17 protein-coding genes and 1 tRNA gene are annotated in these 14,482 nt (G+C 35.9%); 7 read left to right on the forward strand and 11 right to left on the reverse strand.

Features of this window, described 5'->3' with window-relative positions:
• Positions 1–367: 367 nt before the first annotated feature.
• The 3 genes from H6G44_RS10590 to H6G44_RS10600 form a co-directional block, all read right to left on the reverse strand.
• Complete coding sequence (locus H6G44_RS10590) at positions 368–922, reverse strand: DUF1634 domain-containing protein (RefSeq protein WP_190385731.1); 555 nt, start codon at positions 920–922, stop codon at positions 368–370.
• A gap of 2 nt (positions 923–924) precedes the next feature.
• Positions 925–1,761: a sulfite exporter TauE/SafE family protein gene (locus tag H6G44_RS10595; RefSeq protein ID WP_190385732.1), complete on the reverse strand. Its 837-nt coding sequence runs from the start codon at positions 1,759–1,761 to the stop codon at positions 925–927.
• An 853-nt stretch (positions 1,762–2,614) separates the two neighbouring features.
• Entirely contained in the window at positions 2,615–2,905 is a 291-nt protein-coding gene (locus tag H6G44_RS10600) for a hypothetical protein (RefSeq protein WP_190385733.1), read from the reverse strand.
• Positions 2,906–3,032: 127 nt separating this feature from the next.
• On the opposite strand from H6G44_RS10600, the gene H6G44_RS10605 reads away from it, so the two are divergent.
• The 6 genes from H6G44_RS10605 to purU all read left to right on the forward strand — a co-directional run bounded on the left by H6G44_RS10605 (position 3,033) and on the right by purU (position 8,816).
• Positions 3,033–4,028: an ABC transporter ATP-binding protein gene (locus tag H6G44_RS10605; protein ID WP_190385734.1), complete on the forward strand. Its 996-nt coding sequence runs from the start codon at positions 3,033–3,035 to the stop codon at positions 4,026–4,028.
• The gene (locus H6G44_RS10610; protein WP_190385735.1) at positions 4,029–4,841 is read left to right on the forward strand and encodes an ABC transporter permease; all 813 of its coding nucleotides are present in this window, start codon (positions 4,029–4,031) and stop codon (positions 4,839–4,841) included.
• A gap of 69 nt (positions 4,842–4,910) precedes the next feature.
• Complete coding sequence (locus tag H6G44_RS10615) at positions 4,911–6,578, forward strand: GldG family protein (protein ID WP_190385736.1); 1,668 nt, start codon at positions 4,911–4,913, stop codon at positions 6,576–6,578.
• Positions 6,575–7,222: an aminotransferase class IV gene (locus H6G44_RS10620; protein WP_190385737.1), complete on the forward strand. Its 648-nt coding sequence runs from the start codon at positions 6,575–6,577 to the stop codon at positions 7,220–7,222. The genes H6G44_RS10615 and H6G44_RS10620 overlap by 4 nt, the downstream gene beginning before the upstream one ends.
• 38 nt (positions 7,223–7,260) lie before the next feature.
• Positions 7,261–7,866 carry a DUF4340 domain-containing protein gene (locus H6G44_RS10625; RefSeq protein ID WP_190385738.1) on the forward strand — a complete coding sequence of 202 codons (606 nt, stop codon included), beginning with the start codon at positions 7,261–7,263 and terminating at the stop codon, positions 7,864–7,866.
• A 95-nt stretch (positions 7,867–7,961) separates the two neighbouring features.
• Positions 7,962–8,816: a formyltetrahydrofolate deformylase gene (purU, locus tag H6G44_RS10630; RefSeq protein ID WP_190385739.1), complete on the forward strand. Its 855-nt coding sequence runs from the start codon at positions 7,962–7,964 to the stop codon at positions 8,814–8,816.
• A gap of 6 nt (positions 8,817–8,822) precedes the next feature.
• Here the strand turns inward: purU and H6G44_RS20635 are convergent, their stop codons facing one another.
• From H6G44_RS20635 to moaC, 3 genes are all read right to left on the reverse strand, one after another.
• Positions 8,823–9,356, reverse strand: a complete 534-nt coding sequence (locus H6G44_RS20635; RefSeq protein ID WP_190385740.1) for a GNAT family N-acetyltransferase — start codon at positions 9,354–9,356, stop codon at positions 8,823–8,825.
• Complete coding sequence (locus H6G44_RS10640) at positions 9,340–9,669, reverse strand: type II toxin-antitoxin system TacA family antitoxin (protein ID WP_015081202.1); 330 nt, start codon at positions 9,667–9,669, stop codon at positions 9,340–9,342. The genes H6G44_RS20635 and H6G44_RS10640 overlap by 17 nt, the downstream gene beginning before the upstream one ends.
• 94 nt (positions 9,670–9,763) lie before the next feature.
• Entirely contained in the window at positions 9,764–10,255 is a 492-nt protein-coding gene (gene moaC, locus H6G44_RS10645; RefSeq protein WP_190385741.1) for a cyclic pyranopterin monophosphate synthase MoaC, read from the reverse strand.
• Positions 10,256–10,295: 40 nt separating this feature from the next.
• Here moaC and H6G44_RS10650 point away from each other — a divergent pair.
• Positions 10,296–10,369: transfer RNA gene (locus H6G44_RS10650), tRNA-Arg, on the forward strand.
• 93 nt (positions 10,370–10,462) lie between these two features.
• Here H6G44_RS10650 and H6G44_RS10655 read toward each other — a convergent pair.
• From H6G44_RS10655 to cofG, 5 genes are all read right to left on the reverse strand, one after another.
• Complete coding sequence (locus H6G44_RS10655) at positions 10,463–10,954, reverse strand: YajQ family cyclic di-GMP-binding protein (protein WP_190385742.1); 492 nt, start codon at positions 10,952–10,954, stop codon at positions 10,463–10,465.
• Between the two features lie 100 nt (positions 10,955–11,054).
• On the reverse strand, positions 11,055–11,471 hold the full coding sequence (locus tag H6G44_RS10660) for an MAPEG family protein (protein ID WP_190385743.1): 417 nt from the start codon (positions 11,469–11,471) through the stop codon (positions 11,055–11,057).
• A 129-nt stretch (positions 11,472–11,600) separates the two neighbouring features.
• Positions 11,601–12,104, reverse strand: coding sequence for a DNA recombination-mediator protein A (locus H6G44_RS10665; RefSeq protein ID WP_190385744.1), 504 nt, complete (start codon positions 12,102–12,104; stop codon positions 11,601–11,603).
• 106 nt (positions 12,105–12,210) lie between these two features.
• Positions 12,211–13,110 (reverse strand): HpsJ family protein, encoded by a 900-nt coding sequence (locus H6G44_RS10670; protein WP_190385745.1) that lies wholly within the window; start codon positions 13,108–13,110, stop codon positions 12,211–12,213.
• Between the two features lie 104 nt (positions 13,111–13,214).
• Positions 13,215–14,177 carry a 7,8-didemethyl-8-hydroxy-5-deazariboflavin synthase subunit CofG gene (gene cofG / locus H6G44_RS10675; protein ID WP_190385746.1) on the reverse strand — a complete coding sequence of 321 codons (963 nt, stop codon included), beginning with the start codon at positions 14,175–14,177 and terminating at the stop codon, positions 13,215–13,217.
• Positions 14,178–14,482 lie beyond the last annotated feature (305 nt).

Here is a 14,482-nt window from a genome sequence, read left to right on the forward strand (position 1 = left end):
ATATTTGTCTTGGTTAAATACAATTCGTAGTATTTGTTACTTTTTTTTGTCTTAAAAGCTACTTAACTTTTAATTTTCTAGTAATCTTAACAAAAATCTTACCTTTTATGTGGGTTATACTTGAAAAATATTTCTTTTGTTATACAATCCAGACATATTGTACTTAGGTATAAAATAGCATCTTGTATTGCTTAGGTAAATTACTTAAAAACGAAAGCCAAAATATTTTGATTTTTGGTGACAACCATTAGTGGCGTTACTGATTTTAGGGATGAGAATGTGCATACATTTATATCCTTGTAGAGACGTGACCTGGTTAAAGATTCTCGGCTCTACACCCAAAAATCGCCAATTCAGCAACCTCCTATTAGTAATACGCGCTAACTAGGCTGTAAGTAATACCGACAAGCACTAATGATGTAATGATGACATAGATAAAATTTCGCTGTAAAAGAAAAGTGCAGAAAGAAATAATTACGCGCAAAATAGGGACAGCAATTAGTATTAATAGTCCTAATTGAATAATTCCCCGACGGCTACCTGCCAAAACCGCATTTACTACACCTCTTGGAGATTGAAACTCAGATGGTGTGCCTATAAATACTTGATATTCAGCAGGCTCAGAGCCATGACGAATTAAGTACAAAATACCCCCAAATAATACTACAGCACTAGCGATTAAAACTCCATACATGAGGAAATGACTGAGTAAATATTCTAATTGTTTTTCATCTGCCGATTTTGTCAGTTTTTGATGACTAATATTTTCATCAAAATTTATTTGTGCTGCATGATTGATAATCTGTTCTTCTAAATGTTGAATATCAGAATCTTGCTCCTCTGCTTCAAAAGTAAAAGTTCCAACTTTTATTTCTGCCTGTGCTGTGCAAGTCCACCGAAAACCAGAATTTAGTTTATACATAATTACAGCCCTCCTATTAGACTGTTATAGACCATTTTAAACGCCATGACCACCAATACAAAGCTGAAAATAATTCTCAGGATTTGAGTTTTAGCACCAATTAATATTCGCGCTCCTAAAAATGCACCTGGTAAAACTCCCAACATCACTGGCATCGATAAACCTGGATCTATGTATCCCTGGGTTAAATAAACACCTGCTGAGGCGGCGGCTGTGACACCAATCATAAAATTACTGGTGGTAGTCGAAACTTTAAAAGGGAGACCCATGGCTTGATCCATGGCCAATACTTTAAAAGCCCCCGAACCAATGCCCAATAGACCAGAAAGCACTCCGGCTACTAACATAATACTGAACCCAGCAGGTAAAGCACGAACTTGGTAAGGAATTACACCATCAGGAGTAGGGTAAGTACCATTAAGCTGGAGATATTCTGCTAAAGGATCTGGAGACATAATTTCTGTTTGTTCTGGTCTGGGGCGTTGAGATGAATATGCTGAATAAATTAGCACAATCGCCAAAATTAAGGAAAGTATTTTTACGGTTACATGAGTGGCAATGAAAGCGCCAATGAGAGCACCAATAGTAGTGGCTACCTCCAGAAACATACCTAATCGTAAATTAGCGTAGCCTTTTTTAATATATGTAGAAGCTGAACCTAATGATGTCGCAATAACTGATACTAATGATGCTCCAACGGCATAGCGAATATCAACACCAAAGACGGAAGTTAATAACGGGACTATGACGACTCCACCACCTAATCCAGTTAATGCTCCGACTAGGCCAGCAGTAAATGATCCCAACCAAACCAGTAAAGAAAATGCTAGTATGCTCAATTTGAATTCCCCTTTTGTTAATCTATATTTATAAACTTTAATAATTTTTATCAGATGAACGTAAACAAAAGAAAATAATTTATTGATGAGTGGCTTTTTGGTTTTAAGCTACTTTGCATTTAATTTGTATAAGTCTAGTGGGAAAGATGCCCGCACTACAAGCCCTAACTATTTTAGGATTATTAACTTTAGCTGCGTAACAGCTTATTACCCAAGCTAGTGGCACTTGTAAAGCTGAAGAAACCCAATATTAACAATACAATCTTTGTACCGGGAGTGACACCAGAAAGAGTGATTTAGGTCATATCCACAGCACTTTTCGCGCCCAAATGATTGAGCTAATACTTGTGAGAAAGAAAGACAACTTGGCGTTAAACCATCAATACCTTGATCTGATGTTATTTCTCTATAATAGAATTATGCCTATTATAGATAGGAAATCGGCAGTCTTTGATGTTTGTTTAACTAAACCTAAATATTACCTAATATATTTCTATTATGCAAGTATTTAGTATTAATTTTTAATAGAGTTTAACAAATTTATTGATATTTGATAAATCCTCAAAAGTTGATCGGAATTAGTGGGAATTTACGATCAAATCCGTAACGCAGGATTATCAAGGGTAAGGAGATAAAAAATAATTACAGTATATCCCCCTTGAGTGAGATACAAAATTAGTGGGTAAGATGCGTGCACCACAAAAGTTTTATCATTATGGAATTATGGTGAAGAGGATATTTGGTATTACGAAATTTAACAAAGTATTAGGGGTTTAATTCTCCCCAGTTTGGCATTTCTTGAGGATCAAAAAATCCGAAATCCTTATCTGTTCTTATTTCTAATTTTACCAATTTATTCCTTTGAAGATTCTTGAATATCGGATACAATGGGAGATATTAATAAAGAAATTGGAGTTGAGTTTGCTATTGATTCCAACTTAGGGATTTCTTGTGGTATTTCTACGGAGGTAATTAGAGAAGTATTGTTGGGATAATAACCAATTATTTTATCATAATTAGAGACAACTGCTAAAAATGCCCCAACTAAAATAGATACTGGTAATGGTATAGAAAAACCGCGTAACCACTTAAAAAACTCCGCCAAAGCAAAGAGAACGAAAAAGCATACCAGCCAAACTCTCATGATTTTACTTACTCCTGACTAATTTATCTTTTCACTTATTTTAGTTGGGGAAATGGGAAAGGGGCGGCCAATTACCCATTCTTTCGCTAAGATTGTTTGGGTATTCTCATAATTGGTGATTGGGCAAATGATTGAAGTTGAACATTTGAGTAAAATTTATGGCTCGACAACAGCAATTACTGATGTTACCTTTAGCGTTGAACCAGGGGAAATTTTAGGGTTTTTGGGTCCAAATGGTGCTGGTAAAACTACAACTATGCGAATTTTAGCCGGTTATTTACCTGCCTCCAGTGGGACAGCGAAAATTGCGGGTTATGATGTCCATGATCATTCTCTGTTGGTGCGGCAGCGGATTGGTTATTTACCGGAAACACCACCATTGTATCCAGAGATGACTGTAGAAGGGTTTTTACACTTTGTCGCTAGGATTAAAGGAGTTTCTCCAGGTGACCGGGCGAAAAAAGTAACAGTAGCTATTCAGCGGTGCAACTTAGAAGATAAGCGCAAAGTTATTATTCGTAAACTCTCTAAAGGCTATCGGCAAAGAGTGGGAATTGCTCAAGCGATCGTTCATGAGCCGCCGGCGATTATTCTCGACGAACCTACAGTTGGTCTTGATCCTCGGCAAATCATCGAGGTACGGAACTTAATTAAAAGTTTAGCAGGAACACACACCATCATTTTGTCTACTCATATTCTCCCAGAAGTGAGTATGACCTGTAGCCGAGTTGCCATTATTAATTATGGGCAAATAGTCGCAATAAATACCCCAGAAAATTTGATGACACAATTAACAGGTGGAGCAGGATATGAATTAGAAATTGGAGGTGAAGCAATTTTAGCTAAAGAAATGCTGCAAAATATATCCGGTGTGAGTTTAGTAGAATTAATGCCTAACCATCAACAATTATCAGAAAATCATACTTGCCTACGGGTAATATTACAGCCAGGAATAGAACCAGGAACAGAAATTACTGCTGCTTTAATTCGGGCTGGATTTGATTTATATGAAATGCGGCGGATAAATGCCACACTAGAAGATGTTTTCTTAGAATTAACCACAACAGAAAAGAATTTACCAACTGAGATAAATTCAGAAATTGAAGAAGGAGAAGCTGCGTAAATGGGTATAGTTATCGCCAATATTATTGCCATTTATCGTCGAGAATTACAGAGTTATTTTGTTTCGCCATTAGCTTATGGGATAGCCAGTGCATTTTGGTTTTTAGCAGGTTTATTTTTCGTGATGATTCTGTTAGGACCAGAAGGAATTTTAGTTACAGTTTCTGGTTATGATTTACAAGGGCAGCAGCTTGGAGTTGCAGCACCAATCATAGATGTTCCTTATGAATTTGTGCGGGCATTTTTAGATAGAATGGGCTGGTTAATGTTATTTGTATTGCCTATTTTATCAATGGGACTCTATGCCGAAGAACGCAAAAGAGGAACTTTAGAACTCTTAGCTACATCACCAGTTACTAACTGGGCTGTAGCTGTAGGTAAATTATTAGGGGTATTAACATTTTTCTTAACAATGTTTTTGCCTTTGATAGTATTGGAAGCGATCGCTTTATCTAGTTCTAATCCACCTATATCACCCACAATTCCCTTACTTGGTCATTTAGGATTACTCTTACTAGCAGCAGCAATTTTGTCTTTAGGAATGTTTATTTCCTCATTAACAGACAGCACAATTTTATCTGCTGTTCTCACCTTTGCGGTCGTTATTTTACTGTTATTTATGGATTTAGTTGCCAAAACTATCCCCGGTCCAATTGGCGAAGCTGTAAGTCATTTATCCCTTCTCAAACATTACAATACTCTGATTCAAGGAATTTTCGATACTAGCGGCTTGATTTTATTTACCAGTTACATTATCTTAGGTATTTTCCTCACGGCCCAATCAATTGATGCACTTAGGTTTCAACGTCATTAGTTAGTAGTTAGTTGTTAGTTGTTGGTTGTTAAAGAACGTTCAAATCTATTCCCTATTTTCTGTTCCCTAATGAATAAAAATAAACTTTGGAAACTTGTATTTTGGTTAGGACCATTCTTTTTAGCTGCTGGCTTAACCGTTGGTTTAATATCAGAAAAATGGAGAATTATCCCTTTATTATTAATAATAATAGGTCTGATAATTTGTGGCTTATGGGTGATAGTACAAAGTCAACAAAATAAGTGGTGGCAAAAACGTTCTACCCAATCTGGTACTAATGCCTTCGTTGCTACTTTATCAGTATTAATTATCTTGGGATTAATTAACTTTTTAGGTATCCGCTATCATTTGCGTCTGGACTTAACAGATAGTCAATTATTTACCCTATCTCCTCAATCAAGAGAATTAGTGAGTAATTTACCCGAAACAATGAAAGTTTGGTTATTTAGTAAAGAACAAAATATCCAAGATCGGGAATTATTGGATAACTATCATCGTCAAAGTAATAAATTTAAATTTGAGTATGTTGATCCTCAATTAAAACCAGGAATAGCAGAAAAATTTGGAGTTAAAGATTATGGTGAAGTTTATCTAGAATTTCAAAACAAACGGCAAGTAGTCCAGATAATTAGTGAAAATGAACGTCTATCAGAAGTAAAATTAACTGCTCGTTTACAACAAATTACTAGTTCCAAAACTGCTAAAATTTACTTTCTTCAAGGTCATGGTGAACACCCACTTTCAGCTAGTAAAGGGGCAATTTCTCAAGCAATTCAAGGATTAATTGATAAAAACTTTATTACATCAGGTTTAAATTTAGCAGAACAGCCGCAAGTTCCTGATGATGCTGCGGTGATAGTTGTAGCTGGACCACAAAAAGAACTATTAATAGGAGAAGTTACAGCTTTACAAAATTATCTTAATCGTGGTGGTAACTTATTATTGATGATTGATCCTAACACCAACCCGAAAATAGACACTATTTTAAAAGATTGGGGTGTGCGTTTAGATAATCGTTTGGCTATTGATACTTCTGGGGCAAATTTGCAACTAGGACCTGCTGCTATTCTAGTTACAGAATATGGACAACATCCTATTACTAAAGATTTTGGCAAAAATATTTCTGTATATCCCTTAACTCGTCCTCTGGAAATTGATTCTGTGTCTGGTATTGAGTCTATGGTTTTGTTGAAAACTAAACCCTATCCTAGCAGTTGGGCAGAAAGTGATCAAAAAAGTGAAAAATTAGAGTTTAATGAAGGGAAAGACTTAAAAGGTCCCTTAACTTTAGGAGTAGCATTAACTAGAAAGTTATCAAATCAAACTTCACCAACACCAACTCCAATTCCCACAAATTCACCAACTCCAATTCCTACAAATTCACCAACTCCAATTCCCACAAATTCACCAACTCCAATTCCCACAAATTCACCAACTCCAATTCCTATAAATTCACCAGCTACGGCTAAAGAATCAAGGTTAGTCGTATTTGGAAACTCAAATTTTGCAGTTGATGGTTTATTTGGACAACAGTTAAATGGAGATGTATTTTTAAACTCAGTTAGTTGGTTAAGTCAACAAGATCAACAACTTCTCTCAATTCGTCCTAAAGAACCCAAAAATCGCCGAATTATTATATCAACTTTTCAAGCCAACTTATTAACAATATCTGCCCTGTTTTTATTACCTTTAATTGGTTTAGTAACAGGTTTTATTATTTGGTGGAAACGCCGATGAAAAATCAATTAAATCAACCAAATTTTTCACTTTTAGAAACAATATTATGGCAACCTAATGATGGTTATTTTGTTTTAGACCATCATTTAAAACGGTTGCAATCTTCAGCAATTTACTTTGATTTTCCTGTTAATATCAATAGCTTAAAAACTCAACTTGAGCAATCAACACAATCATTTTTAAATCAAGCTTACAAAATAAGATTTTTGTTAAACTCTCATGGTAATATGACATATCAAATTATGGCTTTATCTTCTACGAATCATCAAGAATTTGTCAAATTAAGTATATGTCACACACCTGTTGACTCTAGTAATATATTTCTGTATCATAAAACTAGTAATCGCCAAATTTATGAAATAGCAAAAGCCACTTTTCCTGATTTTGATGATGTTTTATTATGGAATGAAAGAGGTGAAATCACAGAAACCTGTGTTGGTAATATTGTGGTAAATTTCCATGGAAAATTGCTGACACCTCCGGTAAAATGCGGTTTGTTACCAGGGACTTTTCGGGCTGATTTACTTGAAAAAGGTAAAATTAGAGAAGAAGTTATTACAGTGGAACAGTTAAAAAGTAATAATGGTATCTATATAATTAACTCAGTGCGAAAATGGCGAGAAGCAATTTTAATTTCTGACTAATTAGATAATTTATAATTCATTAATCTTCAATCTTCAACATGAAATTACCAAAAACAACTTTAATTTTAATAGTTTTAGCAATTGGTTTAGGAAGTTTTGTCTACTTTCATGAAATCAAAGGTAAAAATCAGCAAACAGAAATAAAAACCCAAAAACAGAAAATTTTCTCTTTTACCCCTGCTGATGTTCAATCTTTAACAATTAAAATCAAAGATACAACATTAGAACTAGAAAAAAGGAATACTTCTGAAAAACCTCAATGGGAAATCAAATCCCCCATATCAGAACCAGCAAATGATGCCATTGTTTCTTATTTAATGGATTTGTTAGTTGAGGGTAAAAGTGAAAGAACATTACCAATTTTAACTAATGAATTATCAGAATTTGGTTTAGATAAACCTGTAGCGACCATTGATATTAAACTTAAAAACCAACAAAAACATCAATTAATTTTAGGGAAAGGAGATTTTAACAATCAATTTTTATATGCCCAAGCTGATGCTAACCAGAATATGAACTTATTATTAGTATCTAAAGATTTTGTTAATGCAGTAAATCGAGACATATCGGAATGGAAACAAACAGCAGAAAAGACAGATATACAACCATTACCTAGTCTTCCTTCCCCAACGCCCTCAAAATAATAAAATCTCCTTTCACTATACCCCTGTTCATATTCCCAGTCAGATAGGGGTAAAGAGATAAAACAGCAAAAATTAGTATTTATTAGTTATTTTCCATGACAAAACAAACAGCAACTTTATTAATTTATTGTCCAGATCAACGAGGATTAGTAGCGAAATTTGCCAATTTTATTTATGCTAACGGTGGGAATATTACCCATGCAGATCAACATACGGATTTTGAAGCTGGACTATTTTTAACTCGCATAGAATGGCAATTAAAAGAATTTAATTTACCCAAAGATGTAATTACTCCTGCTTTTAATGCAATCGCTCAACCCTTAAATGCAAAATGGCAATTACACTTTTCTGATACTCTTCCCCGGATTGCTATTTGGGTAAGTCATCAAGATCATTGTTTATTTGATTTAATTTGGAGACATCGCGCTAAAGAATTTCATGGGGAGATTCCTTTGATTATTAGTAATCATCTCCATTTACAACCAGTGGTTGAACAATTTGGTATTGATTACCATCATATACCCATTACTAAAGAAAATAAACAAGAACAAGAAGCTAAACAACTAGAATTACTACATGAATACAAAATTGATTTAGTAGTTTTAGCCAAATATATGCAAATAGTTAGCGCGGATTTTATTGAAAAATTCCCGCAAATTATTAATATCCATCATTCATTTTTACCAGCATTTATTGGGGCTAATCCCTATCATCGCGCCTTTGAAAGAGGAGTAAAAATAATTGGTGCAACAGCCCATTATGCTACTCCTAACTTAGATGCAGGTCCAATTATTGAACAAGATGTAGTGCGGGTAAGTCATCGAGATGAGGTAAATGATTTAATCCGAAAAGGGAAAGATTTAGAAAGAATGGTATTAGCTAGAGCAGTAAGATTGCATTTACAAAATCGTGTTTTAGTCTATGGAAATAGAACCGTAGTTTTTGAGTAAATTTATTTAATTTGAATTGATCATCTTATCTATCGTTTCCATCATCAAAAAAAGCCGATGAGAATAATCAGCAAAGCGAATGAATTGATAATGCTCATAAAAAGAACGGGCTTTATCATCTTTAGCATCAACAACTACCGCAATTGTCGCAATTTCACTTTGCAAACTACGATCTAGGGCATTCATTAACAACATTTCCTCCAAACCTTTTTGACGATGATTTTGATCAACGGCTAATCTACCTAAAAGGGTAGCAGGAAGTTCAGGATATTTTGGTAGTTTTTTCGTGATTTCTACGGGCAATTCTCCTATTTTAATACGTGTTGCTGATAATGTATAATAACCTGCGACGAAACCAGAATTTTTTTCTACTAAAACAAATGGGGCTGCTGTCCGTTTACGTAAATCTTGCCCAGCTTGTGCTTTAAAATATTTATCTAGTTCATCAACACCAGAACAAAAAGCCGCCCGGTTATGCTTTTTTCCTAGCGGCTCTATTAAATAATGATTAAAAGCATCAAAATTATCTGTTAACTGCACTTACTACACCCATATTCTTTTTGTAGCGTTGAGCCGCAAGCCGTAACTTTTCGCTGGGTTCTGGTGGATTAAGCAGTGCTTCTACAAAAATTTCTTGGTCTTTTCTGCTTAAAACCATGATTTCATTTTCCTGAATAATCTGGTTTGCAACACTGACAAGACTGCTAACCACAAAATTTGATAGTGTTCTTCCCTGAATATCAGCCGCTCGTTGGAACAATTCCTTATTCTGTGCACTGACACGGGCTTCTAATCTTTCTAATTTAGAACACAAGGATTTTTCTTGGCTGGTTTTAGCGACTGTATGAGTCATGATAGCCCCTACACAATAAATGTGATGTATAAATGTAAATGTACGGCAAATGTCCTAACAAATATAGTCTATCCACTAGTACAAAAAATGTCAACTATCCCCAATCTCCAGACTTTCCACCTGTTTTACTAACTAAATGAATCGCTTCAATTTGAATCGTTTTTTCTAACGCTTTAGCCATATCATATAAAGTTAAAGCAGCAATAGACACCGCTGTTAAAGCCTCCATTTCCACACCAGTTTCCGCTTTAGTTTTCACAGTAGCATCAATTTGATAACCAGGTAATTGGGCATCGGGGATAATCTCAACGGTAATTTTTTGCAAAGGTAAGGGGTGACAGAGCGGAATTAAGTTTGCTGTCTGTTTCGCAGCCATGATTCCCGCTAACCTCGCAGTCGCTAAAACGTCCCCCTTGGGGGTGTTTCCAGCTTGAATAGCCGCGAAAGTCTCCGGTAACATCCTCACCTTACCAGTAGCTACTGCTTGGCGAATTGTCGCTATTTTGCTTGATACATCAACTATTTGAGCTTGTCCCTGGCCATCCAAATGAGTTAAAGAAAAAGAATTTGAAAAATTATCTTGCATAATTGGGAAAGTGTATGCTATTATAAAATTCATGAGTCGAGGGTGTGTAGCTCAGTGGACTAGAGCACGTGGCTACGAACCACGGTGTCGGGGGTTCGAATCCCTCCTCGCCCATTTTACAATTTTAAATGCACAAGTTCCTTTTGTGGACTTAGTGCATTTTTTATTAAATTCTACATCTAGAAAGTAATAGAAGAGGGGTATTTTCTAGCGATAATTTGTAAATTGTAAAGCTACAGGGAAGTCTTCTTGTTTAAGACGTTGAATAACCAATTGTAAGTCATCTTTCGATTTAGCTGTCACCCGCACTGCGTCACCTTGAATTGAAGCTTGCACCTTTTTAATTTCCTCTCGAATCAATTTAGAAATTTGTTTGGCAATTTCTTGGCTGATACCTTTTTTGAGAGTGATTTCTTGCCTAACACGGTTGCCACTGGCAGACTCAACTTTACCAAATTCAAAGATTTTTTGAGAGAGGTTACGCTTGGCGGCTTTTTCCCGGAGAATGGTGTGAACCGATTCTAAAGTAAAGTCGCTGTCAGTGCTAATGGTAATTTTTTCTTCGCTTAATTCAACAGTAGTTTGAGTATCTTTAAGATCATAACGGCTTTTAACGTCTCTTGTGACTTGATCAATAGTATTCACTAATTCTTGTCTATCAAAATCGCTGACAATATCAAAAGAAAAAGAAGCAGCCATAAATAAAATTGGTAATGGGTAATTGGTAATTGGTAATTGGTAATTGGTAAAGGGGAAGATTAAAAATAGATAAATATTCTTCTTATTCCCTTTTACCTAATTATTTAATTTGCATGAGACTGAGGTAAAACAAAGTTCCAGAACTAAAAGAAGCAATACCAAACATGAGTGATCTCAACAGAGGTATATTGGCAATATAGAAAATAGAGTATAGCAAACGAGCAATGATAAAGATTATTGCTGCATTTCCTCCTTGAGGAGAATTCACCCCAGTAACGTAAGCCATTAAAGCTGCCGCTGCAAAAACCATAAACCCTTCAAAAGAGTTTTCATGAGCCCATGTTGCTCGTTGGGCATAGGGTGGCAACTTGTCAAACATGGCGCGGGGAGCAGAAAGATCATATCCTATCTGCACTCTAGCAAAAGCTACTAATAAATAGGGTACATAAATGAGAATAGCCGCGACGACAATAGTGGATAAAAAAATAGCAGGTACTGGTAATAGAGATAGAGACATTCAACTAATTTAATGGGTTACTTGGGTAATCTTGAGCATTTTTATGAATTAATAAGGGGTAATTTAGTTAACTCATTACCCCTTAATTTTCCATCTCTATCATTGGCTTGGCAAAAACTGCAATTCACTTTAGTCAAAGTAAAAGAGTGTTACCACTTTTCGTTGTTCTTCCGCGTCACTACAAGTTTGTAGTAGAGTGCGACTATCATGAAATGCAAAACAGATTAGCTGTTGACAACGAGAGATGATTTCTTTGTTACATAAGTAACTCGCTTCAGCCAAAGACAGATCATCATTACTGGGGTTTTCCACCAGGTGCATGACCTGTTCTAGCTGCTGGCGTGATTCTTGGGGTTGACGTTCCAAACTCTGGGGTAAAATGACCGTGAGTAGGTTGGGGTCAGCCTTGGTTGCACCGCGAATGGCCGCAGAATTTGTGCCTGTAGCGCCAGAGGTAATGATGCGGTTGCCCGATAGAATTAGGGCATAGGTCATCATTTCAATGAGGTTCTGGTGGGTAATTGGCACATGACGAGAACCTAACAAAGCAATCCGTTTAGAACCTGTTTGCTGGATAGTTGCTAGTTCTTGGGCTAAGGTATCGAGTTTGATAGTATCTATTGACTGACTCAAAGATGAAGATCATGAGATTAAACAACCTAGACATTCTACCAAACAGCGTGTACATAGGACACTAACCAGGGTTACATATTGCTACAATATATTATTTCCTAGCAAATTACTGACGGACTATTATACTCGTATTTCTTAATCCCCTCCAGCCAATGACAATATAACCAATTGCCAATAATAAGCTATTCATGCCAATTCGTAATTCTTTCCAGGCATTTTCCTGGATTTTTTGTAACTGTAGTGCTTTTTGGTTGCGAATTTGGGTGATTTTCTGGGTTGCTTCTTGATTCATTTTATTGATTTTCTCGGTTGCCTGGGCTGCTAGTTGTTGCGGATCTGTTTGCTGTTTAATAAAATCATCGAGGGCTTGTGGATTTGCTTTATATTGCTTGAGTAAATTCTTTTGTACTTCAGGTAATTCTTTATTATTAAGTGCTTGATTATACTTTGCCTCGTCTTTGATCAATTCATTCAATTGAGCGGCTAATTGCTGTCTTAATGCTGGACGTTGTTTCTCCAAAGCGGCTTTTATTTGTTCATTGCCAAATTTATTTTGTACTTCTGCTAATTGATTTTTAATTTTGGTTTGCTCTTCGGCTAATTGATTGTTAATTTGGCTTTCTAACTGTTGAGATTCTTGATTAATTTGGGTTAAAGCCTGATTTTTTACTTGACTTACATTACTGAGGTGCAAAGGAAAAATTAATAAAAACATCAGCCCTAACAAACTGGAGAGGATAAAAACTGGTAACTTTATAAACGAAGATGAGCGTGGTCTTTCATTAGCTCTATCAATCCAATACGCAGTTAAAAGTAATCCTAAGCCCAGCATTGGGTTAATACCCTGTTCTACAAGAGTTCGGGACAAGTTGATTTGCCAAGATTTATCCGTGAGTTGCAATGGTAATAATAAAAATAGGAAATTGAAAACAAAGGACAATATACAAATTATACCGATGAATTTCAGCAGTAAAGATGTATGAGAGGGTGTTGTATGGGTAGTCATATTTGTTAATACTGTGAATACATTAGATTAATTAGCATATCTAACTCTACTTTCATCATGTTCTCCGCAAAATTAACCCTATGCTTTTGTAATTTTTAATAGGTTTAAAATCTTGCTCGCCATTTTTGTACCTGCTGTAGTAAACTTGCACTCAACCAGTGATCAAACTGGGGATACACTGGTAAGCGCGGTATCAGTTTCCAATTACCAGGCTCTAAAATGCTTGAGAGTTCCTGGTCCTGTAAATGTGGATAATCAGGGTTAACCTCATCTTTGGGACTTATTCCCCCTAAATCCCTAGCTCCAGCGGCTATACAAGCAAGTAACCAACTTTTATCTTTAATTAAATTGGGGGGAATCTGAATAGCAATGTCTATTGGTAAAATTTCCCGCGCTTTAGCGATAACTTCCGGTAATTGATAGGGGTTAAATGGTGGTGCGTTAAAGGTTTGCATTGTTCCCGGACTGTGAGGTTGAAGAATTACCTCTTGAATATGATGGTAATTGCTATGAGATTCAGAAATAGCTGTTAAAGTCTCCCACCAATCTTCCTCCGTTTCCCCTATTCCTAAAAGTAACCCCGTAGTAAAGGGGATTTTTAACTCTCCTGCCCATTGTAACTGTTGCGATCGCACTTCTGGCAATTTACTCGGCGCGTGTCGATGAACTGTATTTAATAGTTTTGGTGTTAATTGTTCTAACATTAACCCCATTGACACATTTACGGTTTTAAGCTTCTGCATTTCCGACCAACTCAGTGGACCAACATTAGTATGAGTTAAAAATCCCATTTCTAATGCTAATACACACAAATCATAAATTCTCCCAAACCAAGCTTCCCGTCTGGATGAATAGGGATGAACTTCACCGCTGAGGATGAGGATTTCACAGATATTTTGGTTTTTAAGTTGTAAAAAAATCTCTTGAGCTTTCCCAAGAGTCAACCAGGGACTTTTCCCCGGTTCGGTACAGAAATTGCAGTAGGAACAGCGGTTAAAGCATTCATAAGTAGGAACGATAGTATAAGCAGGGCTATAAGTAACAATATTTCGACTAGATAGAGGCATATATGGTAGGGGTGCAGGGACTGGTTTAGGAAATTACAAGAAAATCAAAAATTATTACAAAAAAATTAATGGCTAAAAACCTTACTACATCTAGTTTATAGCTCTGAAGATCACTAAATCGGCAAAATTTATTAAAAAATATTACGAAAACCCCTTTACAAATCGAAACATAAAGGTTAATATAAATTCATAAGGTAGAAACACCTACCAAAACATACATAACTCAAACGCAATTATAAACACATGACTACAACATTACAGCAGCGCCAAAGCGCCGATGTGTGGAGCCGCTTCTGCGAGTGGAT

Origin of the sequence: Aphanizomenon flos-aquae FACHB-1287 (assembly GCF_014698755.1) — a bacterium.
Taxonomy (GTDB): Bacteria; Cyanobacteriota; Cyanobacteriia; order Cyanobacteriales; family Nostocaceae; genus Dolichospermum; species Dolichospermum flosaquae.